The organism is Kribbella antibiotica (genome assembly GCF_004349055.1).
GTDB classification, from domain to species: domain Bacteria; phylum Actinomycetota; class Actinomycetes; order Propionibacteriales; family Kribbellaceae; genus Kribbella; species Kribbella antibiotica.
In genome coordinates this window covers 1-19902 of record NZ_SMKX01000073.1, presented here as the reverse complement: position 1 = coordinate 19902, position 19902 = coordinate 1, and the positions used below count along the sequence as shown (strand labels likewise).

The 19902-nt window shown below is 67.1% G+C and carries 15 protein-coding genes; 7 read left to right on the top strand and 8 right to left on the bottom strand.

The genetic code is table 11. The annotated features are described in order from the left end of the window. The first annotated feature begins 4 nt into the window (after positions 1–4). Positions 5–5644 carry a pullulanase-type alpha-1,6-glucosidase gene (pulA, locus tag E1263_RS23465; RefSeq protein WP_132170888.1) on the top strand — a complete coding sequence of 1880 codons (5640 nt, stop codon included), beginning with the start codon at positions 5–7 and terminating at the stop codon, positions 5642–5644. Here pulA and E1263_RS23460 read toward each other — a convergent pair whose 3' ends face one another. Next, complete coding sequence (locus E1263_RS23460) at positions 5645–6544, bottom strand: diacylglycerol/lipid kinase family protein (protein ID WP_238161456.1); 900 nt, start codon at positions 6542–6544, stop codon at positions 5645–5647. It lies immediately after the preceding gene. A 37-nt stretch (positions 6545–6581) separates the two neighbouring features. Between E1263_RS23460 and E1263_RS23455 the strand changes: the two genes are divergently transcribed. The 3 genes from E1263_RS23455 to E1263_RS23445 all read left to right on the top strand — a co-directional run bounded on the left by E1263_RS23455 (position 6582) and on the right by E1263_RS23445 (position 11762). Then, positions 6582–7997, top strand: coding sequence for a serine hydrolase domain-containing protein (locus E1263_RS23455; RefSeq protein ID WP_238161454.1), 1416 nt, complete (start codon positions 6582–6584; stop codon positions 7995–7997). Beyond that, positions 7994–9169, top strand: coding sequence for an ArgE/DapE family deacylase (locus tag E1263_RS23450; RefSeq protein WP_132170884.1), 1176 nt, complete (start codon positions 7994–7996; stop codon positions 9167–9169). The genes E1263_RS23455 and E1263_RS23450 overlap by 4 nt, the downstream gene beginning before the upstream one ends. Positions 9170–9257: 88 nt before the next feature. Further along, the gene (locus E1263_RS23445; RefSeq protein WP_132170882.1) at positions 9258–11762 is read left to right on the top strand and encodes a PEP/pyruvate-binding domain-containing protein; all 2505 of its coding nucleotides are present in this window, start codon (positions 9258–9260) and stop codon (positions 11760–11762) included. Here E1263_RS23445 and E1263_RS23440 read toward each other — a convergent pair. After that, the gene (locus E1263_RS23440; protein ID WP_132170880.1) at positions 11759–12469 is read right to left on the bottom strand and encodes a TetR/AcrR family transcriptional regulator; all 711 of its coding nucleotides are present in this window, start codon (positions 12467–12469) and stop codon (positions 11759–11761) included. The genes E1263_RS23445 and E1263_RS23440 overlap by 4 nt on opposite strands. 96 nt (positions 12470–12565) lie before the next feature. Here E1263_RS23440 and E1263_RS44085 point away from each other — a divergent pair, with 96 nt between their 5' ends. The 3 genes from E1263_RS44085 to E1263_RS23430 are packed head-to-tail and all read left to right on the top strand — an operon-like array spanning position 12566 to position 14591. Continuing rightward, positions 12566–13075 (top strand): MFS transporter, encoded by a 510-nt coding sequence (locus tag E1263_RS44085; protein ID WP_202869013.1) that lies wholly within the window; start codon positions 12566–12568, stop codon positions 13073–13075. Beyond that, the gene (locus tag E1263_RS43320) at positions 13036–14010 is read left to right on the top strand and encodes an MFS transporter (protein WP_272949687.1); all 975 of its coding nucleotides are present in this window, start codon (positions 13036–13038) and stop codon (positions 14008–14010) included. The genes E1263_RS44085 and E1263_RS43320 overlap by 40 nt, the downstream gene beginning before the upstream one ends. A 44-nt stretch (positions 14011–14054) precedes the next feature. Continuing rightward, the gene (locus E1263_RS23430) at positions 14055–14591 is read left to right on the top strand and encodes a superoxide dismutase family protein (protein ID WP_132170878.1); all 537 of its coding nucleotides are present in this window, start codon (positions 14055–14057) and stop codon (positions 14589–14591) included. Between the two features lie 4 nt (positions 14592–14595). Here E1263_RS23430 and E1263_RS23425 read toward each other — a convergent pair whose 3' ends face one another. The 6 genes from E1263_RS23425 to E1263_RS23400 all read right to left on the bottom strand — a co-directional run. Continuing rightward, positions 14596–15561, bottom strand: coding sequence for a glycine betaine ABC transporter substrate-binding protein (locus tag E1263_RS23425; protein ID WP_132170876.1), 966 nt, complete (start codon positions 15559–15561; stop codon positions 14596–14598). Continuing rightward, the gene (locus tag E1263_RS23420; RefSeq protein ID WP_132170874.1) at positions 15558–16376 is read right to left on the bottom strand and encodes an ABC transporter permease; all 819 of its coding nucleotides are present in this window, start codon (positions 16374–16376) and stop codon (positions 15558–15560) included. Before E1263_RS23420 ends, E1263_RS23425 begins: the two co-directional genes overlap by 4 nt. After that, positions 16373–17557: an ABC transporter ATP-binding protein gene (locus E1263_RS23415; RefSeq protein ID WP_132170872.1), complete on the bottom strand. Its 1185-nt coding sequence runs from the start codon at positions 17555–17557 to the stop codon at positions 16373–16375. The genes E1263_RS23420 and E1263_RS23415 overlap by 4 nt, the downstream gene beginning before the upstream one ends. Further along, positions 17550–18191 (bottom strand): ABC transporter permease, encoded by a 642-nt coding sequence (locus E1263_RS23410; RefSeq protein ID WP_132170870.1) that lies wholly within the window; start codon positions 18189–18191, stop codon positions 17550–17552. Before E1263_RS23410 ends, E1263_RS23415 begins: the two co-directional genes overlap by 8 nt. A 142-nt stretch (positions 18192–18333) precedes the next feature. Beyond that, positions 18334–18690 (bottom strand): iron-sulfur cluster insertion protein ErpA, encoded by a 357-nt coding sequence (gene erpA / locus E1263_RS23405; RefSeq protein WP_132170868.1) that lies wholly within the window; start codon positions 18688–18690, stop codon positions 18334–18336. Positions 18691–18797: 107 nt separating this feature from the next. Then, positions 18798–19902: glycerate kinase family protein (locus E1263_RS23400; RefSeq protein ID WP_238161453.1), on the bottom strand; the 1105-nt coding region annotated here is incomplete at its 5' end.

Sequence of the window (19902 nt, the reverse complement as noted above, 5' to 3'; positions counted from 1 at the left end):
AGCAATGCGTGGGTTCAGGCGTTGGACAGCAGGGGTAGCGGCCGCAGCGATGGTGGTCCTGGGGCTGGGGGCTCCGGCACAGGCACAGGTGTCAGCAGAGCGGCTCATCACACTGACCGGCTCACTACAGAGCGAGCTGGGATGTCCGGGTGACTGGGACCCCGCTTGTACGGCGAGCAGTCTGGGCGGCGCAGCGCCGTACACGAAGGTGTTCGACGTGCCAGCTGGCTCGTACGAGTACAAGGTGACTGTCAACGGGGGCTGGGACGAGAACTACGGCGCCGGTGGGGTGCTGAACGGGCCGAACATCCCGCTGCGGATCGAGGGGCCGACCAAGCTGTCGTTCAGCTACGACGACAAGACGCATGTGGTCTCGGTGAAGCCAGTGGACCTGGCTGGCACCGGTGTGACCGCGGCTGACAAGGCACTGGCCTCCCCCAGCCTGCTGCAGGACCTCACCAAGGAGCGCTTCTATTTCCTGATGGCGGACCGGTTCGCCAACGGCGACAAGAGCAACGACTCCGGCGGTCTGACCGGTGACCGGCTGCAGACCGGGCTGGACCCGACCGACAAGGGCTTCTACCACGGTGGTGACCTCACCGGAGTGATCCAGAAGCTGGACTACATCAAGGACCTCGGTACGACGTCCATCTGGCTCACGCCGTCGTTCAAGAACCGGCCGGTGCAGGGCGCCGGTGCTGATGTCAGTGCGGGCTACCACGGCTACTGGATCACCGACTTCACCCAGATCGATCCGCACCTGGGCACCAACGCGGACATGAAGCGGCTGATCGACCAGGCGCACCGCAAGGGGATGAAGGTCTTCTTCGACATCATCACCAACCACACCGCCGATGTGATCGCTTACCAGTCCGGGCAGTACGGCTACATCCCGAAGTCGACTTCGCCGTACAAGGACGCGGCCGGGAACGTGTTCGATGACAAGACCTTCGCCGGCGGGGACACCTTCCCGCCGCTGGACCGGAACACGTCGTTCCCGAATGTGCCGGTCTTCAAGACCCCGGCCGACGAGACCGTGAAGGTCCCGGCCTGGCTGAACGACCCGACGCTCTACCACAACCGCGGTGACTCGACGTTCGCCGGTGAATCGGCCGAGTACGGCGACTTCGTCGGGCTGGACGACCTGTTCACCGAGCAGCCGCGGGTGCGGGACGGGATGATCGACGTCTACAAGACGTGGGCCGAGCTGGGGATCGACGGCTTCCGGATCGACACGGTCAAGCACGTGAACCTCGAGTTCTGGCAGAAGTTCTCGCCGGCGATTCTCAAGGCTGCTCGTGATGCCGGCTCGAAGAAGTTCTTCATGTTCGGTGAGGTGTACGACGCGGATCCGAAGTTCATGTCGACGTACACGACCGCGGGCGCGCTGCAGGCGACGCTGGACTTCGGGTTCCAGCAGAACGCGGTGACGTTCGCCAAGGGCGACCCCGCGACCAAGGTGCGGGACCTCTACGCAGGTGATGACTACTACACCGATGCGGACTCCAACGCGTACCAACTGCCCACGTTCCTCGGCAACCATGACATGGGTCGAGTGGGCACGTTCCTGAAGCAGGGCGGTGCGAACGGGCCGGAACTGCTCGCCCGCGACAAGTTGGCGCACTCACTGATGTACCTGACCCGTGGCCAGCCGGTTGTGTACTACGGCGACGAGCAGGGGTTCACCGGGCCGGGTGGTGACAAGGACGCGCGGCAGGACATGTTCGCGACCAAGACCACCGACTACGCCGATGACGAGGTCGTGGACGGCACCGGTACAACGACGATCGGCAGCAAGGACCGGTACGACGCCAGTGCGCCGATGTACAGGCACATTGCGGCGCTGGCTCAATTGCGCTCCAGGTACCCAGCCCTGACTGACGGACGGCAGGTGCACCGGTACTCATCGAACTCCGGTGGGCTCTACGCGTTCAGCCGGGTCGGTGCGGACAACGTGGAGTACCTGGTGGTCGCCAACAACGCGACCACGGCCAAGACCGCGACCATTCCGACGTACGGGTCGAACACTTGGCTCAGGCCGGTCTATGGCGGCTCCAAGCCGATTCGGACCGACCGTGAGGGTCGGGTGCTGCTCAGTCAGCCGCCTCTGTCGGTGACGGTGTACCAGGCTCTGAGTAAGGTGCCTGCGCCTTCTAAGGCACCTGCTGTTTATTTGAGCGCTCCTGAGCCCGGTGGGGTCGTTGGTGGTCGCGCTGAGATCAGTGCGGCGGTTCCGGCGAACACTCCGGTCACAGTGACCTTCGGCTACCGCCCAGTGGGTACGACGGCCTGGCAGCGGCTCGGCTCTGACGACAACGCGCCGTACCGGGTGTTCCAGGATGTCAGCGGACTGCCCAAGGGGACGCTGCTCGAGTACCGCGCTGTCCTGCGGGATTCCGCCGGGCACTACTCGGTCTCCGGCTCGTACGGCGTGGTCGGCGATGCGCCCAAGCCAGGTGGCAGCGGTGAGACCGGACCGGTCGTACAGCCGGCCAACGTGAGCGTTCCGGGCGACCACAACAGCGAGATGGGCTGTCCGGCGGACTGGTCACCGGACTGCGACCAGGCACAGCTGACTCTCGACCCGAAGGACAAAGTGTGGAAGGGCACCTACACGATCCCGGCCGGTGAGCATGCGTACAAGGCTGCGCTCAACAAGAACTGGGACGTCAACTACGGGGCCGGGGGCAACCAGAACGGTGGCAACATCTCCTACACGGCTCCGGCAGGACCGACGACGTTCTACTACGAGCAGGGCCGACACTTCGCCACCTCTAGTGCGGAGGGGCCGATCATCACGGTGCCCGGCTCGTTCCAGTCCGAGCTGGGTTGTCCGGCCGACTGGGACCCGTCCTGCATGCGACCCTGGCTGACGGACGCCGATGGTGACGGCACGTACACCTGGTCGACGAGTGAGATCGGAGCGGGCAGCTATGAGGCCAAGGTCGCGCACAACCTCTCGTTCGACGAGAGCTACCCGGCTCAGAACGTACCCATCACAGTGCCCGGCGATGGGCTCGTCGTCACGTTCTCGTACGTGCTCGCGACGCACACTCTCACAGTGACGACCTCCAAGCCCGGTGCGCAGCCGGACCTCAGCCAGGCCAAGGCCTACTGGCTCTCCCGCGACACTCTCGCCGTACCGGCGGTTGCGCATCCGGAGCGGTCGCGCTGGCGCCTGCACTGGTCGACGACCGGCGGACTGAAGATCGACGCGGACGACATCGGCGGTACGTCGGTGGGGCTCCGCTACGACTCGCGTGAGGTGCGGCCTGGGTACACGACGCTGCGACTCGACCATGCAGACGTGCGGAAGATCTTGACCGGCCAGCTCGGACTGGCCCAGTACGACGACGCCGGGCGGCTGCTGGATGCTACCGGCGTACAGATCCCTGGCGTGCTTGACGATGTGTACAAGAGCGCGACGGATCACTCGTACGGTGTGACGTGGCGCTCTGGCACTCCGACCTTCAGCTTGTGGGCTCCGACCGCGCAGAGCGTGGCCTTGCTCGTCGGATCGCAGCAGCTGGCGATGCTGCGTGCTGACGACGGCTCCTGGTCGGTCAAGGGACCGAAGTCGTTCAAGAACGCGTCGTACCGGTACGAGGTGAAGGTCTATGCGCCCAGCACCGGCAAGGTGGAGACGAACGTCGTCACTGACCCGTACTCGGTCGCGCTGACGACCGACTCGACGCATTCGGTCGCAGTGGACCTGGACGACCCAGCTGGGAAGCCTGCGTTGTGGTCGAACACTGCGGCTCCGAAGCTGGCCAAGTCTGTCGACTCGACGATCTACGAGCTGCATGTGCGGGACTTCTCGATCAGCGACCCGACTGTTCCGGCTGCGCACCGCGGGACCTACCTGGCCTTTGCTGACAACGGCAACGGGAGCAAGCACCTCAAGAAGCTTGCGGAGGCCGGGCTGAACACGGTCCACCTGCTGCCGACGTTCGACATCGCCTCCATCCCGGAGACGGGTCAGCAGACGCCTGCGTGTGATCTGAAGGCACTGCCTGCGGACTCTGAGCAGCAGCAGGCCTGTGTGACTGCGGTGGCTGCGAAGGACGGGTTCAACTGGGGCTATGACCCCTTCCACTGGCTGGCGCCGGAGGGCTCGTACGCGACGCAGAAGGACGGGCTCGCGCGGGTCGCCGAATTCCGCACCATGGTCGGCGGACTGCACCGGTCCGGACTGCGCGTCGTACTGGATCAGGTGTTCAACCACACGCCGGCCTCTGGGCAGGCACCGACGTCGGTACTCGACAAGGTGGTGCCCGGGTACTACCAGCGGCTGAACGCGACCGGGAAGGTCGAGACCTCGACCTGCTGCAGCAACATCGCCACTGAGCACGCCATGGCCGAGAAGATCATGGTGGACGGCACCGTGAGCTGGGCGCGCAACTACCGGGTCGACGGCTTCCGCTACGACCTGATGGGACACCACACCAAGGCGAACATGCTCAAGGTGCGGGCCGCGCTCGACAAGCTGACGCTGGCCAAAGACGGTGTCGACGGCAAGCGCATCTACCTGTACGGCGAGGGCTGGAACTTCGGTGAGGTCGCCGACGACGCCCTGTTCGAGCAGGCGCGGCAGGGCAATCTCGGCGGGACTGGGATTGGCACCTTCTCAGACCGGCTGCGGGACGCGGTGCGTGGCGGCGGTCCGTTCGACGACAACCCGCGGGTGCAGGGCTTCGGTTCTGGCGCGGCCAGTGACCCGAACGGCGATCCGATCAACGGCTCCGCAGCAGACCGGGCCAAGCGACTCGCTCACGACACCGATCTGGTCCAGCTGGGTCTGGCCGGCAACCTGCGGTCGTTCAGCTTCCGCTCTGCGGAGACTGGCGCGCCGGTGCGGGGTGATGCGGTCGACTACAACGGCTCCCCGGCCGGGTACGCCGACCAGCCGGATGAGGTCGTCACGTATGTCGATGCGCACGACAACGAAACGCTGTGGGACACCCTGACCTACAAGCTGCCGGCTGACCTGCCGATGGCGGACCGGGTCCGGATGAACACGCTGTCGCTCGCAACGACCGCACTCGCGCAGACACCGTCGTTCTGGCATGCGGGTGCGGACCTGCTGCGCAGCAAGTCGTTGGATCGGAACTCCTACGACTCCGGTGACTGGTTCAACACGCTCGACTGGACCGGCGCCGACAACGGCTTCGGGCACGGTCTGCCGCCGAAGACTGACAACGAGGAGAAGTGGCAATACATCAAGCCGCTACTGAGCAATCCGGCTCTTAAGCCGAGTGCAGGCGACGTACAGACCGCATCTGCGGCGGCTGCTGATCTCCTCAAGCTCCGGTTCTCCACACCGCTGTTCCGGCTCGGTTCTGCGGACCTGATCAAGGCCAAGCTGAGCTATCCGCTGAGTGGCTCGACGCCTGGTGTCGTGACGATGCGCATCGACGACACCGTCGGCCCGAACGTCGACCCGGCGCTCAAGGGCGTCTTGGTCGTCTTCAACACCACTGGGTCGGCTGTGACCCAGACAGTGCCCGGACTGGCCGGGCAGACACTGAAGCTCTCACCGGTCCAGGCGAATGGCAGCGACCCGGTGGTCAAGCAGACCACCTGGACCGCGTCGTCCGGGACAGTGCAGGTGCCGGCGCGGACTGTCGCCGTACTGGTGCACTAGCTAGTTAGGGACTCGCACTACCAGCGATGACGGATCGACCTCGGCTGTGAGAATGCGGCCGGGGTTGATCATGTCGCCGTCCAGCTGACGCCGGGTATGGCGGTCGCTTCGAACCTGGATGCGCTTGCCGGTGAAGCGTTCGATGTCGCGCTCCCGCCAGCGTTTGATGACCAGGCTGAGGACCAGGCGCGGCCAGTGGCTGATGCGCTTGGGCGCCAGGACGACGACGTCGATGAGGCCGTCGTCGGCGCTGGCGTCGGGCAGGAGCGGAATGTTCGCCTGCAGGGTGCCGACGTTGCCGATCACCACGGTGCGGGCGCGGCGGCGGATCGGTTTCTGGTCGTCGATGGTGAGCTCGACCTTGAATGCCGGGTGGTTCAGGTTCTTCACCGTGGAGATGACGTACGCCGCCCAGCCGACCCGCTTCTTCAGATCGTCCGGGGCGTCGTCGATGATCGCCGCATCCAGTCCGAGACCGGCCATCACCACGAACCGGTCGTCGGGGAGGTCGTCGCCGGTGATCCGCACGCTGTCGATCCGGCGGTCGGTGCCGTCGAGCACCTGAGCAAGCGCCTGCTCCATGACGAGCGAGATCCCGAGGTTGCGAGCCAGCAGGTTGCCGGTGCCGGCCGGGAGAACCCCGACCGTGATGCCGGAGCCGGCCAGCTCGGCGCAGACCACGCGGACTGTGCCGTCGCCGCCGGCCACCAGGACCAGGTCGACCGTCGCGGCGATCGCCTCCTGGGCCATCGCGACCCCGGCGTCCTCGGCGGTGGTTTCGAACCAGGAGACGGTCTCGACCCCGCGAGCGGTCAAGGCCTCCCCCACGGTGTCACGGAACGCATCTAGATCGGTCTGCTTGATCGGGTTGACGATCACTGCCGCGTGCAAAGAACTCAACTGATTTTTGTCCGTCCGGGGAGATAGCGTGCCTGGGGTGAGCAGCCTTCCACGCAGTACCCCGGACAGCCAGGGTCTATCCGCCGCGTCGCTCGACGCATTTGTCGCCGCGCTCGATCGATCCGCCCAGGAGTTCCATACCGTGACGCTGGTGCGGCACGGCCACATCGTGCTGGAGGCGGAGTGGGCGCCGTACCGGCTGACCGATCAGCACCTGCTGTATTCGGTTTCGAAGAGTTTCACCTCGACCGCGATCGGCCTGGCCGCTGACGCCGGGTTGCTGTCGATCGACGACAAGGTGGTGTCGTTCTTCGGGCCCGAGGACCTGCCGGAGACGATCAGCGACAACCTCGCTGCGATGTCGGTCCGGCACCTGCTGACGATGTCGACCGGGCATTCTCAGGACACTGTTGAGACCCTCAGCCGGGACAGCCGGATGGTGCGCAGGTTCCTCAGCCTCGAGGTGGAGAACGAGCCCGGATCGCCGTTCGTCTACAACAGCGGCGCGACGTACATGTTGTCCGCGATTCTGCAGAAGGTCAGCGGCGAGACACTGCTGGAGTATCTGCAGACACGGCTGTTCGCGCCGCTGGGGATCACCGAGGCGACCTGGGGATCCTCGAAGGAGGGCATCACGTTCGGCGGCTGGGGTTTGAGCCTCAGCGCCGAGTCGCTGGCGAAGTTCGGCCAGCTGATGCTGCAGCGCGGGGTCTGGGAGGGCCAGCAGCTCGTCTCGGCCGAGTGGTTCGAGGCAGCCACCTCGAAGCAGGTGTCCAACGCCAGCGAGAACAACCCGGATTCTCAACAGGGCTACGGCTTCCAGATCTGGCGCGGCCGGCACAACACCTATCGCGCCGACGGTGCGTTCGGTCAGTTCATCCTGGTCCTCCCTGAGCACGACGCGGTGCTGGCCGTGACGAGTGCCGCCTCCGATATGCAGGCCGAGCTGGAGCTCTTCTGGGAGCACCTGCTGCCCGCACTCGACGGCAAGGAGGTGCCGGTGGTGGCGCGGCCCGAGCAGCTGGAGTTGCCGGCGCCGAGTGGTTCGGTGCCGCAGGGCGGCGATGGGACGACCTACACGTTCAAGGACAACCCGGGCTTCCTGGAGTCGGTGCGCTGGGATGCCGATGGCAGCGCCTACTTGACGTTCTTCAACTTCTTCAAGTTCGAGCAGGACAAGGCCGCCGAGGATGGGTATGGCTTCGCAGCGGGCGACTGGCACGAGCAGCCGGGCCTCCCGTCGGGCGGTGTCGCCGGCACGGAGACCGAGCGGGTGGTCACCAGCGCGGCCGGCGACGGTGACACGCTGGTCGGCACGATCCGCTGGCTCGCGGGACCGCACGCCGCCGAGTTCCGGTGCCGGATCAGCGAGGGGCGGATGACCGTGGACGTCCGGCTGAATGTGTCCTTCGCGCCGTTGGAATTCACGATCGTCTCGGAGCCGGCGCAATGACGACCACCGAAGAACAGCGTGTGCTCGCCCGGATCGACGAGGACCTACTGCTCAGGATCTGTACGGCGCTGGTCCGCGCGACCGGCCAGAATCCGCCCGGAGAAGAGGCCGCGACCGTCGCCGTGCTCGAGGCGGTCGGCCGCGAGCTCGGGCTGGCCATCACGACCACGACCGTCGAGCCGGGGCGGGACAACATCAGCCTGAGCGTCGGCAACGGCACCGGCCCGGGCTTGCTTCTGCTCGGCCACACTGACGTCGTACCGGTGGGTGATGGGTGGACAACCGACCCGTACGGCGCTGAGGTCCGCGACGGCCGGGTCTACGGACGTGGCGCCTCCGACATGAAGGGCGGGCTGGCTGCCGCGGTGGCGGCGCTCGCTGCCTTGCGGGACGTCGACCTGCGCGGACCGGTCGAGCTCGCGGCTGTCGTCGACGAGGAAGAGACCGGGAAGGGCATCCGCGCTTTCGTCGCCGACAGCCCGCGCGAGTACGTCGGCTGCATCACCGCGGAGCCCACTGATCTGCAGACGATCATCGCGGCGCGCGGCGACTCCTATCTGCGGGTCGCGGTGCACGGGCGTGCGGTTCACGCCGGCAATGCGGCGGCCGGAGCCAATGCGATCTATGGCGCGACTGCGATCATCACCGAGATCGAGCGGCTGCACGCCGAGCTGGCCGCGAACCCGCATCCGCTACTCGGCGCGGCCGCTTGGAGCGTCGGCCAGATCAACGGCGGCACGGGTGGTTCGATCGTGCCGGCCGAATGCGTGGTAATCGCCGACCGGCGGCTCCTGCCTGGCGAGTCACCAGCAGCTGTCTTGCAGGATCTGCGCGAGCGCGTCGCCGCCCTGCATCTGGAGGACCGTGGCCTGACGGTCGATCTCGAGATGCCGATGGAGATGCCGCCGTTCGAGACTCCGGCCGACGCCGATCTGGTCACCATCACCGAGGCCGCGCGTCGCGAAGCCGGTGGGCCGGATCTGCCGTTGGCCGGCTGGGGGGCGGCTTGCGACGGCGGCTACATCGACCGCGATCTCGGCGTACCGGTCGTGATCCTCGGTCCGGGATCGGTGGCCGACCAAGCACACCGCGCCGACGAGTCGGTCCCGATCGCCGAGCTCGCGATCGCGGCCCGGGCTTATGTGCTGGCCGCCCTCCGGCTACTGCAGTGACCGACATCATGACCGCCGGTAATTCATCACGTATTGAATTTTGGTTCGCCGAGTCGCTAACCTGCTGTTCACGCAGGAGGAGGGTCTGATGACTGACTGGGTAGTGGAACTGGACGAGGTCGGCGCCGGTGGGCTGGACGCGGCCGGCGGCAAGGCGGTCAATCTCGGGATCCTGCTCCGCGCCGGCTTCCCGGTGCCGGATGGCTTCTGCGTGACGACGGCGGCCTACCGCGAGGTCGCGCCAACGACCGGCGACGCGGTCAGCAGGCGCGACGCGATCCTCGCAACCGCGGTGCCGCCCGAGATCGAGCAGGCAATCCGGGCGGCCTACGACGGGCTCGGGACCGACGTGGCAGTGGCCGTGCGGTCGTCGGCAACCGCCGAAGACCTCGGGTTCGCGAGCTTCGCTGGGCAGCAGGACACCTATCTCGAGATCGTCGGTCCCGATGCCGTGGTGGACGCCGTACGGCGTTGCTGGGCGTCATTGTGGACCGATCGCGCCTGGAGTTATCGCGAGACCAACGAGGTCGACCAGGACACGGTCGCGCTCGCGGTCGTCGTCCAGCGGATGGTCGACGCCAAAGCCGCGGGCGTGCTGTTCACCGCCAACCCGGTCACCGGCCGGCGCAACGAGGCCGTCATCGACGCGGCGCCAGGGCTCGGCGAGGCCGTGGTTTCCGGTTCGGTGAACCCGGATCATTTCGTCGTCGACACGGCCAGCGGCGCGATCCACGAGCGGACACTCGTCCATGACTGCCTGACCGACGAGCAGGTGCGCGCGCTTGCGACGCTCGGCGGGAAGGTTCAGGATCACTACGGTTCGCCGCAGGACACCGAGTGGGCGCTCGATGCCGAGGGCAAGCTTTGGCTGACGCAGGCCCGGCCGATCACGACTCTCTACCCGATTCCGCCGCAGCGGATGGAGGGGTCGGGTCCGCGGATCTACCTTTGCGGGAGTCTCGCGCAGGGTCTGACCCGGCCGATCACCCCGATGGGGCTGGCCGGGATTCGGCTGATCGGGACGTCGGCGGCCGAGATGCTCAGGGTCCAGGTCGACGAGCCGCTCGACGGCCCGGCGGCGTTCACCGAGGCCGGGCAGCGATTCTTCATCGACCTCACCCCGGCAGTTCGCAGTACCGTCGGCCGAGCGATCGTGCCGCGCATCTTCGACGTGATGGAGGCCCGCTCGGCCATCGTCCTGCGCCAGGTCTTCGACGATCCGCACTTCAGCGTGCTGACCTCGTCGCGCCGGAACGTCGGCGGCCGGATCGTGCGGTTCCTGATCCGCGGCGGAGCTCCAGTGCGGGCGCTGGCCGCGATCGCGTCGCCTTCCTTGGCGCACTTCCTCGTACGGCGGAACTCCGCGCGGCTGACGCGGTTGCTCGTCGCCACCTCGCGGTCGGCGACCGGCCGGCTGGATTTCGTCGAGCGTCTGCTCCGGACCGAGGTCGCACCGATGATCCCGCGCCTGCTGCCCGTTCCTGCGGTCGGATTCGCGATGATGGCCTTGGCGCGGAAGGTGCTTGGCAAGGCGGTCCGGCCGGGTGAGCTGCAGACCGTGCTGCGTGGGCTCCCGCACAACGTGACGACCGAGATGGACCTCGAACTGTGGTCACTCGCGCAGCAGATCCGCGGCGACGAGTCATCAGCGACCGCCTTCGCGGAGAAGACCGAGATCATTGCCGAGCGCTATCGAAAAGGCATCCTGCCGAAGGCCGCGCAGGACGGGCTGACCGCCTTTCTCGCGGAGTACGGTCATCGCGCGGTCGCGGAGATCGACCTCGGCCTGCCGCGCTGGTCGGAGGATCCGGCGCACATCATCGGCGTACTGACCAACTACCTGCGGCTCACCGATCCGGCGCTCGCGCCCGATCTGCAGTTCAAGGCGGGGACGGCGGCGGCCGAGGCCAAGATCGCGGAACTGGCCCTACGGGTCAGCCCGCTGCAGGGCCGGATCGTCCGGTTCGCTCTGCACCGGACGCGCGAGCTCGCCGGCTTGCGGGAGGCGCCGAAGTTCCTCCTGATTCGCATCCTCGCCGCGGCCCGGCGCGAGCTGCGGCAGGTGGGTGCCGAGCTGGTCGCGGCCGGTCGCCTCGACTCCCCCACCGACGTGTTCTTCCTCGACCTGCGCGAGATCCGCTCGCCGGGCGATCTGCGACTCATCGTGGCCGAGCGCCGTGCGTCGTACGAGCAGGAGGTACGGCGGCGCCGGGTGCCGCGGCTGATCCAGTCCGACGGCGTGGAGCCGGAGACGTTGGTGGTGACCGAGGTGACCCCGGGTGCCCTGGTCGGGAGCCCGGCCTCGGCGGGCACGGTCACAGCGAAGGTGCGAGTGATCCTCGAGCCGACCGGCGCTCACCTGGAGCCGGGCGAAATCCTGGTCGCGCCTTCGACCGATCCGGGATGGACGCCGCTGTTCCTGACCGCGGGTGGACTGGTGATGGAGATGGGCGGCGCGAACTCGCACGGCGCGGTCGTGGCCCGCGAGTACGGGATTCCGGCCGTGGTCGCCGTACCGGATGCCACCACGCGGCTGCAGACCGGCGATGTCGTCACCATCGACGGCGCCGCCGGGACGATCACGAAGGTCTAGCTAGGTTCGGCCAGCGAGGCCAGCCCGGCGGTGATGACCTGGATGCCGAATTCGAAGCGCTCGTCGCCGCCCGCGCCTGCGGTGAGGGCGGTGGCCAGCGCGACGGTCACCGGGAAGCGGTCGGCCGGCAAATCGGCGAAGAACGTGCGCATCTCGCCGACGAACCGCTCGACGTCCGCGGGGGTCCAGTTGGAGGCGTTCTGAACGGTCTCCTCGAAGGAGACCGCGGTGACGTAGAGCGGCAGCAGGTCGGCTGCCCACGCGGCGGCCTGGTCAGGCAGACGGCCCGCCTTCAGGATGGCGAGCAGCTTTTCGGTGCTGAGCATCGCATGCTCAACGAGCGGGACCTGGCCGATCGCAGCCCGGGCGACGCCCGGGTTCGCTCGCATCACGCGCAGCATCTCGCGCATGTAGTCCTTCACCTGCTCCTGCCAGTTGGCCGGATCCGGCTCGTCGCTGAGCTTCATCTGCTGGGCCGCGCGATCGACAAGGAGCTGGTCGAGCTCGCCCTTGTTCGCAACGTGCGCGTAGAGCGACGCCGGGCCGGTCCCCAGTTCCTGGGCGATCTTGCGCATCGACACCGCGTCGTACCCGTGCTCGACGATCAGCCGCATCGCGGCATCCACGATCCGCTCCCGGGTCAGCGGCGCTTTGGCCGGGCGCGGGGGTTTCGGCGGGCTGATCGGCTGCCACGGAGATTGGCTCATGCGAACACTGTACTTGACACGAACGGTGTTCGCACGTAAAACAGTGTTCGTCAACGAACACCGTTCGAACCCTGCCGAGACACCGTGGAGCCATCGATGAGCACCCCCACCCTCGCTGCGGAACCCGCGGCCACCACCAGTACGCCGTACCGGTGGCGCTGGATCGTCCTCGCGACCGTGCTGGTCGCCGAGATCATGGACCTGGTCGACGCGACCATCGTCAACATCGCCGCCCCCTCGATCCGCGCCGAGCTCGGCGGCTCGGAATCCGCGATGCAGTGGATGCTGGCCGGCTACACGCTCGCCTTCGCGATCGGCCTGATCACCTTCGGCCGGCTCGGCGACCTGGTCGGGCGCCGCCGGCTGTTCCTGATCGGCGCGGTCGGCTTCACCATCGCCTCCGCGCTGTGCGGGCTGGCCACCTCCCCCGAACTTCTGATCGGCAGCCGGGTCGCGCAGGGTCTGCTCGGCGCGGTGATGATCCCGCAGGGCTTCGCAATCCTGAAGTCCGTCTTCCCACCGCACGAGATCGGCAAGGCCTTCTCGCTGTTCGGCCCGGTGATGGGCTGTCCGCGGTTGCCGGCCCGATCCTGGCCGGTGTCCTGATCGACGCCGACTGGTTCGGCCAGGGCTGGCGGATGATCTTCTTCATCAACCTCCCGATCGGGCTGATCGCCGTCTTCGGTGCACTGCGGTTCATGCCCGAACTGAAGACCGCCGGGGCGCAGCGACTCGACGCGCTCGGCGTGATCCTGGTCAGCCTTGCCTCGGCCATGCTGATCTACCCGCTCGTCCAGGGCCGCGAGCTCGGCTGGCCGGCCTGGATCATCGTGATGATGGTCGCGTCGATCCCCGTCTTCGCGCTCTTCGTCTGGCGGGAGCGACGCTCGGGCAAGCCGGTCATCGACCCGTCACTGTTCCGCAGCCGTGGGTACGTCGCCGGTCTCGCCGTCATCACCACCTTCTTCCTGGCGATGTCCGGGTTCACGCTGGTGCTCAACCTGTTCACCCAGCTCGGTCTGCACTACAGCCCGCTCAAGGCCGGCCTCTCAATGGTGCCGTTCTCCCTCGGTATCGCGATCGGCGCGGCGCTGTCCGGCGGTCTGCTCGCTCCCAAACTCGGCCGTACGGCGCTCCAGCTCGGCGTAGCCGTGATGACGCTGGCGATGGGCGGAATGTGGTTGACCCTGCACCACTACGGTGCCGCCACCACGGTCTGGAACCTCGTCCCGGCGATGCTTGCCTGCGGCATCGGCTCGGGCATGGTGTTCGCGCCTCTGTTCGACATCATCCTCGCATCGATCGACGACGAGGCTGCGGGCTCGGCCTCCGGAGTACTGACTGCGATGCAACAGTTCGGCGGCGCGATCGGTGTCGCCGTACTGGGCACTGTGTTCTTCCAGCTGCTACCGGAGCACGAGTTTCTCGGCGCCACCAAGACGACCGTGCTGGTCGCGATCGGGCTGTTCATTGTCAGCCTGGCCGTCACCTGGCTGCTGCCGAAGCGGGCACGATCACCCATCAGCTCGATGGAGTCGTGAGTCGGTCCCCCACGTCACCGCGCTCGGAGCCTAACTTTCACGCCATGACAGTACCCAAGTTTCTCGCAGCAACCACGGCAGCGGTCCTCCTGACCGCTGCCGTCGGCAGTACGGCGTCTGCCCAGGCAGGGGCCGCTGAGGTAGTTGTGGCCCACGGCAACCTTCGTGATCTGCAGCTCGGCACGGCCGGGCCGTTCGACCACGCTCGCGCCCGGGTCACGATGATCCAGGTCGGCGGCCACAGTCGCGTCGTACTGCAGGTTCGCGGTATTGATCGGTCAGTGAGCGGCCGAGCATTCGGCGCCCACCTGCATGCGGGGCCTTGCGTCACCGGTGACGGCGCTGCGGCCGGGCCGCACTACAACTCCGACACCGTTGCCGGGAAGGTCCCGCCGCGGGTGGACGCGACGACGGAGGTGTGGCTGGACTTCGCGGTGAGTGGCGCCGGGGCGGGAAGCGCGACCACGACCGTCCCGTTCACTCCGATGCCGGGGAAGCGTGCTGTCGTGATCCACGAGATGCCGACCGATCACCACGGAGCCGCAGGCCCGCGTCAGGCCTGCCTGCCCGTGTCGTGGTGAAAAACTAGTCGCGCAGTACGAATCCTTCGTTGACCAGCCAGTCCATGGCGACGTCGGCGGGCTCGCGTCCGTCGACGTCGACCTGGGCGTTCAGGTCGATCAGCACCTCGTCGGTGAGTTTGTCGGAGACGGGCTCGAAGAGTTTCGGCAGCTGCGGGTACTGATCCAGCACCTTCTTGTTCACCACCGGTACGACGTTGTACGCCGGGAAGTACTTTTTGTCGTCTGCCAGTACGACGAGATCCAGCGACTTGATCCGGCCGTCGGTGGTGTAGATCTCGCCGAACAGGCAGTCACCATTGCTGGTGGCGGCGTACACGGCTCCGGTGTCGAGCGTGCGGACGTTGTTCCGCGGAACACCCGACCCGAGCGGAACGCCATAGTGCTTGAGCATCGGCTCGAAGCCGTCGTTGCGGTTGGCGAACTCGGACTCGACGCAGAACGTGCGTTCCTTCGCGGGCAGCGACTCGATCTGCGAGAGCTTGCTGATCTTCAGCCGCTCGGCGGTCTTCCGGGTGACGGCGAATCCGTAGCTGTTGTTCATCGGCGCGGGCTTGAGCCAGATCAGCCCGTTCTTCTCCCGGTCCTCCTTGGCGACAGCGTCGTACTGCTGCTGCTTGTCCGGGATGCCGGTCTCGTGACCCATATAGGAGATCCAGGCGGTCCCGGTGTACTCCCAGGAGAACTGGATCTGGTCCTGCAGCATCGCCTGCCGGGAGGTGTCGCTGCCCGGCATGTTCGTCAGGTCCTTGACCTTGGCGCCGGCGGACTGCAGCAGGATCCCGGCCATCTTGCCGAGGATGATCTGCTCCTGGAAGTTCTTCGAACCGACGCCGATGCTCAGGCCGTCGAGCCGTTGGGTCGACTTCAGCGGACCGCTCAGCGAGCCGCTGGGGACGACTCCGCCGCTGGTACCAAGGCCGCAGCTCGTCAGCACCAGGGTCATCGCGATGGCGAGGAGTTTCTTCATTCGAGCCCCCTCGGCCGGGTGACCTCTTCGAGGACGCGGCCGGCCCAGTCGATCAGGAGCGCAAGCGCGGCGACCAGGATCGCGCCGCTGATCAGCACGGGATACCTGAGCAGGCGGATGCCGGTCGTGATCAGGCCGCCGAGTCCGCCGGCGTCGATGAAGGTTGCGAGGGTCGCCGTACCGACTACTAGGACGAGTGCGGTGCGGATGCCGGCCATGATCACCGGTACGGCGAGCGGCAACTCGATCCGGCCGAGGACCGAGCGGTTCGACATGCCCATGCCGCGGCCGGCCTCGACGAGGGTTGGGTCGACGCCTTGGAGGCCGACGATCGTGTTCCGCAGGACCGGAAGGATCGCGTACAGGCAGAGCGCGAGGATCGCGGTCCAGAACCCGAAGCCGAGCCAGATCGCGAGCAGCACGATCAGACCGATGACCGGCGCGGCCTGACCCGCATTCGCGAACGCGACGACGAGCGGGGCAGCGCGGCGTAACCGCGGGCGGGTAAGTGCAATCCCCAGCGGTACGGCGATCGCCAGCACGATGACCGTCGCCACGACTGTCAGCTTCAGGTGCTCAAGCGTGAGCCGCCCCAGCAACGTCCAGTCCAGCTGCCGCTTCTCGATCGAGTCCAAGTCAGCTTGTGACCGCCAGATCGCCCAAGCGATCACCACGACCGCCACAAACAACGGCTGGCCTAGGAGGAGTCGCCACCCCGGTCTCCGCTTTCGACTACTGGCCAGGCCCGCAGCCGCTGCCTTCGCATCGGCCACGTTTTCCCGGGAGGTATCGGGGCCTCGATCAACGGTGGTCATGCGACTGCCTCGGGGTCAGGCACTCCATGGTGTTCGTCGTGCGTGTCCTGGATGCGTGTCAGCACAGCCTGGAAGTCGACTACCCCTAGGTATTCGTCTCGGCGCCCGGTCACGACCGCGCTGCCGTGGCTCGACACCAGCATCGTGTCGAGCGCATCGTTCAGGGTTGCTCGGCGGTCGATGGTGACCAGGTCGGTATCGTCGTGAGGCGCGGGGACGCGATCGAGGTCCAGCAGGTCGCGCGTCCACATCCAGTCGACCGGACGGCGCTTCGCATCCAGGATCACCACTGAGTCGTCACCGGCTGACTGGGCGGCGCGCAAGACATCTGCGGCCGAGTCACCGATCTGGGCGACGGTCGGGCGGCCGAGGTCGATCTCGCTGACCCGGCTCAAGGTGAGCTGCTTCAAAGCGGCGCCGGCCCCGACGAAGTCCGCGACGAAACGGTCCGCCGGATTGGCCAGGATCGCCTCTGGCACGTCGTACTGGGCGATGTTCGCGCCTTCGGTCAGGATCAGGATCCGGTCGCCGAGCTTGACCGCCTCGTCGAAGTCGTGGGTGACGCAGACGATCGTCTTGCGCAGCTCCTCCTGGATGCTGAGCAGTTCGTCCTGCAGCCGCTGCCGCGTGATCGGGTCGACGGCACCGAACGGCTCGTCCATCAGGATCACCGGCGGATCCGCGGCCAGCCCGCGCGCGACGCCGACTCGCTGCTGCTGCCCGCCGGACAGCTCACGCGGGTAGCGGCCGCGATACCGCGCCGGGTCGAGGCCGACCAGCTCAAGCAGTTCGTCGACACGTTCCGCCGTACGGCGCTTGTCCCAGCCGAGCAGTCCCGGGACCAGCGCGATGTTCTGGGTGACCGTCATGTGCGGGAACAGGCTGCCGCCCTGGATCACGTACCCGATCCGGCGGCGCAAATCGTCGTCATCCTGCTTGCCGATCTCCTCACCGCCGATCCGGATCGTGCCCGAGGTCGGCGCGATCAGGCGGTTGATCATCTTCAGCGAGGTCGTCTTGCCGCACCCGGACGGGCCGACGAACATCACGATCTCCCCGGCCGGGATGTGCAGGCTGAGCCCCTCGACGGCTGCGCGCTTCTGGCCCGGGTACCGCTTCACGACATCGATCAGGTCGATGTCGACGCCGCTGACCTCGGTCTCATTGGTGTTGTCAGACACGGATACCCCTTGAGGTGGTCAGGCGGCCGGCGAGCAGCAGCAGAGCGTCCAGGATCAGCGCGAGCAGAACCACACCGAGGGTGCCGACCAGCGCCGAGTTCAGCGCGTTCTTACCGCCGATCTGGGTGAGGCCGGTGAAGATGAAACTGCCGAGACCGGGACCGAGCACGTACGCCGCGATCGCGGCGATGCCCATCGACATCTGCGCCGACACCCGGACCCCGGCCAAGATGACCGGCCAGGCCAGCGGCAGTTCAACCCGCAGCAAGGTCCGTACGGCGCCCATCCCCATCCCGCGGGCGGACTCGATCAGGGTGCTGTCCACGCCCGCCAGGCCGACGACCGCGTTCCGCAGGATCGGCAGGGTCGCGTAGAAGGTCACCGCGATCACGGAGGTCGCCGTACCGATGCCTGCCAGCGGGATCAACAGACCGAGCAGCGCGAACGACGGAATGGTCAGACCGATCGCGCTCACCCCTCCGGCCAGCGCGGCGATTCGGGGGTTGCGGTGCACAAAGACCGCGAGCCCGACGGCGAGCACGGTCGCCAGCAGCACGCACTGGATCACCAGGCTCAGATGCTGATAGCTCTGGTAGAGCAGTTGCGCGTGTCTCTCCGCGATGTAGTCCCACACGGGCGGTCAGTACCCAGCAAGCGTTGGATTCACACGGTCGAACGTAGTGCCACCGGATGGAACACGCCCGGAAAACGCCAAAACCCCCGGCCGCCACTTGGGCGACCGGGGGCCTCAGGAAAAGCTACACAGCAGGTGTAGATCAGTTGAACGAGTCTCCGCAGGCGCAGGACCCGGTCGCGTTCGGGTTGTCGATCGTGAAGCCCTGCTTCTCGATCGTGTCCACGAAGTCGATCGAGGCACCCTTGAGGTACGGCGCGCTCATCCGGTCCGTGACGACGCTCACACCGTCGAAGTCGGTGACGACGTCACCGTCGAGGTTGCGCTCGTCGAAGAACAGCTGGTACCGGAGCCCGGAGCAGCCACCCGGCTGTACCGCGACCCGGAGCGCGAGGTCGTCGCGGCCTTCCTGGTCGAGCAGCGCCTTCACCTTGGCTGCGGCCCCGTCGGTGAGGAGCAAGCCCGTGGCGACGGTCTGCTCGGTCTGCGCTTCAGTCATTCCTGACTCCAGTCATCTCGCAAAAATCCTGTCAACACCGGTCAACCTCAGCCGGTCCGCGAACATTCCCATGGTCGCACACCAAATTTGAGGATCAAGAATCCTTGTCACCGTGCCCACGTTTTGGCCACCCGCTCGGCCACCGTGGCCAGCGACCCGTGCGGGTCCGCGAAGGCCTGCTCCTCGCCGACGGCGTCGACCAGCGAGTACGCCGACTCGACCCCCATCGTGCGCATCTCCCGCGACCCGATCTGCACCTTGCCGGCCAGTACGACGCACGGCCGCATCGCGTCGTTCGCGACCTTCGCCACCCCCGCGATCACCTTGCCGTCGCGCGACTGGAAATCGAACGCGCCCTCACCGCTGATCACGAGGTCGACCCGAGCCGCCTTCTCCTTCAGCCCGGTCAGCTCGGCCACCAGGTCGATCCCGGACACCCGCTCGGCCCCAAGCAGCAACAACGCGTACCCGAGCCCACCGGCCGCCCCCGCGCCCTTCTGGTCGGCGGTCTTCCGCCCGGCCAGCTCCGCGAACTTGGTCAGATAGCCATCCACCGCCGGCTTGCGCTCGTCGGTGATGCCCTTCTGCGTGCCGAAGATGTTCGTCGCGCCGCGCAGCCCGAGCATCGGGTTCTCAACGTCACTCGCCGCCACGAACTCGATCCCAGCCACTCGGGTGAGTGCCGGCTCCAGGTCCACCGCCGTCAGCTCAGCCAGCCCGGCCGCTCCAGCGGCCAGGTCGCCGTCAACCGCGGTCGCGCCCAGCGCAGCCAGCAACCCCGCACCGGCGTCATTCGTGCCGGAACCGCCCAGCCCCAGAATGATCCGTTTCGCCCCAGCATCGACCGCGGCGGCAATGAGCTGTCCCACGCCATACGTCGTACCGGCCTCAGGTCGCCGATCCGCCGGCTCCACCAGATGCAGCCCACAAGCCTGCGCAGTCTCGATATACGCCGTCTCCCCAGCCACCAGCACCGTCGCCGGAGTCTCGACCCCCAGCGGCCCCCGCACGGTCACCGCCAGCAACGTCCCGTCCACCACGGCCGACAGCACGTCAATAAACCCCGGCCCACCATCAGCCATCGGCGCCACCAGCACCTCAGCCCCCGGATCCCGCCGCCGCCACCCTTCCTCGATGGCCGCAGCCGCCTCCACCGCAGTCAACGTCCCAGCAAACTTGTCCGGCGCAATCAGCACTCGCATACCCCCATCC

Bases quoted from the DNA above. Each gene is read 5' to 3' on its own strand.
- pulA (WP_132170888.1), top strand. From the start codon at position 5: ATGCGTGGGTTCAGGCGTTGGACAGCAGGGGTAGCGGCCGCAGCGATG.
- E1263_RS23450 (WP_132170884.1), top strand. From the start codon at position 7,994: ATGACGACCACCGAAGAACAGCGTGTGCTCGCCCGGATCGACGAGGAC.
- E1263_RS23445 (WP_132170882.1), top strand. From the start codon at position 9,258: ATGACTGACTGGGTAGTGGAACTGGACGAGGTCGGCGCCGGTGGGCTG.
- E1263_RS23440 (WP_132170880.1), bottom strand. From the start codon at position 12,469: ATGAGCCAATCTCCGTGGCAGCCGATCAGCCCGCCGAAACCCCCGCGC.
- E1263_RS44085 (WP_202869013.1), top strand. From the start codon at position 12,566: ATGAGCACCCCCACCCTCGCTGCGGAACCCGCGGCCACCACCAGTACG.
- E1263_RS23430 (WP_132170878.1), top strand. From the start codon at position 14,055: ATGACAGTACCCAAGTTTCTCGCAGCAACCACGGCAGCGGTCCTCCTG.
- E1263_RS23425 (WP_132170876.1), bottom strand. From the start codon at position 15,561: ATGAAGAAACTCCTCGCCATCGCGATGACCCTGGTGCTGACGAGCTGC.
- E1263_RS23420 (WP_132170874.1), bottom strand. From the start codon at position 16,376: ATGACCACCGTTGATCGAGGCCCCGATACCTCCCGGGAAAACGTGGCC.
- erpA (WP_132170868.1), bottom strand. From the start codon at position 18,690: ATGACTGAAGCGCAGACCGAGCAGACCGTCGCCACGGGCTTGCTCCTC.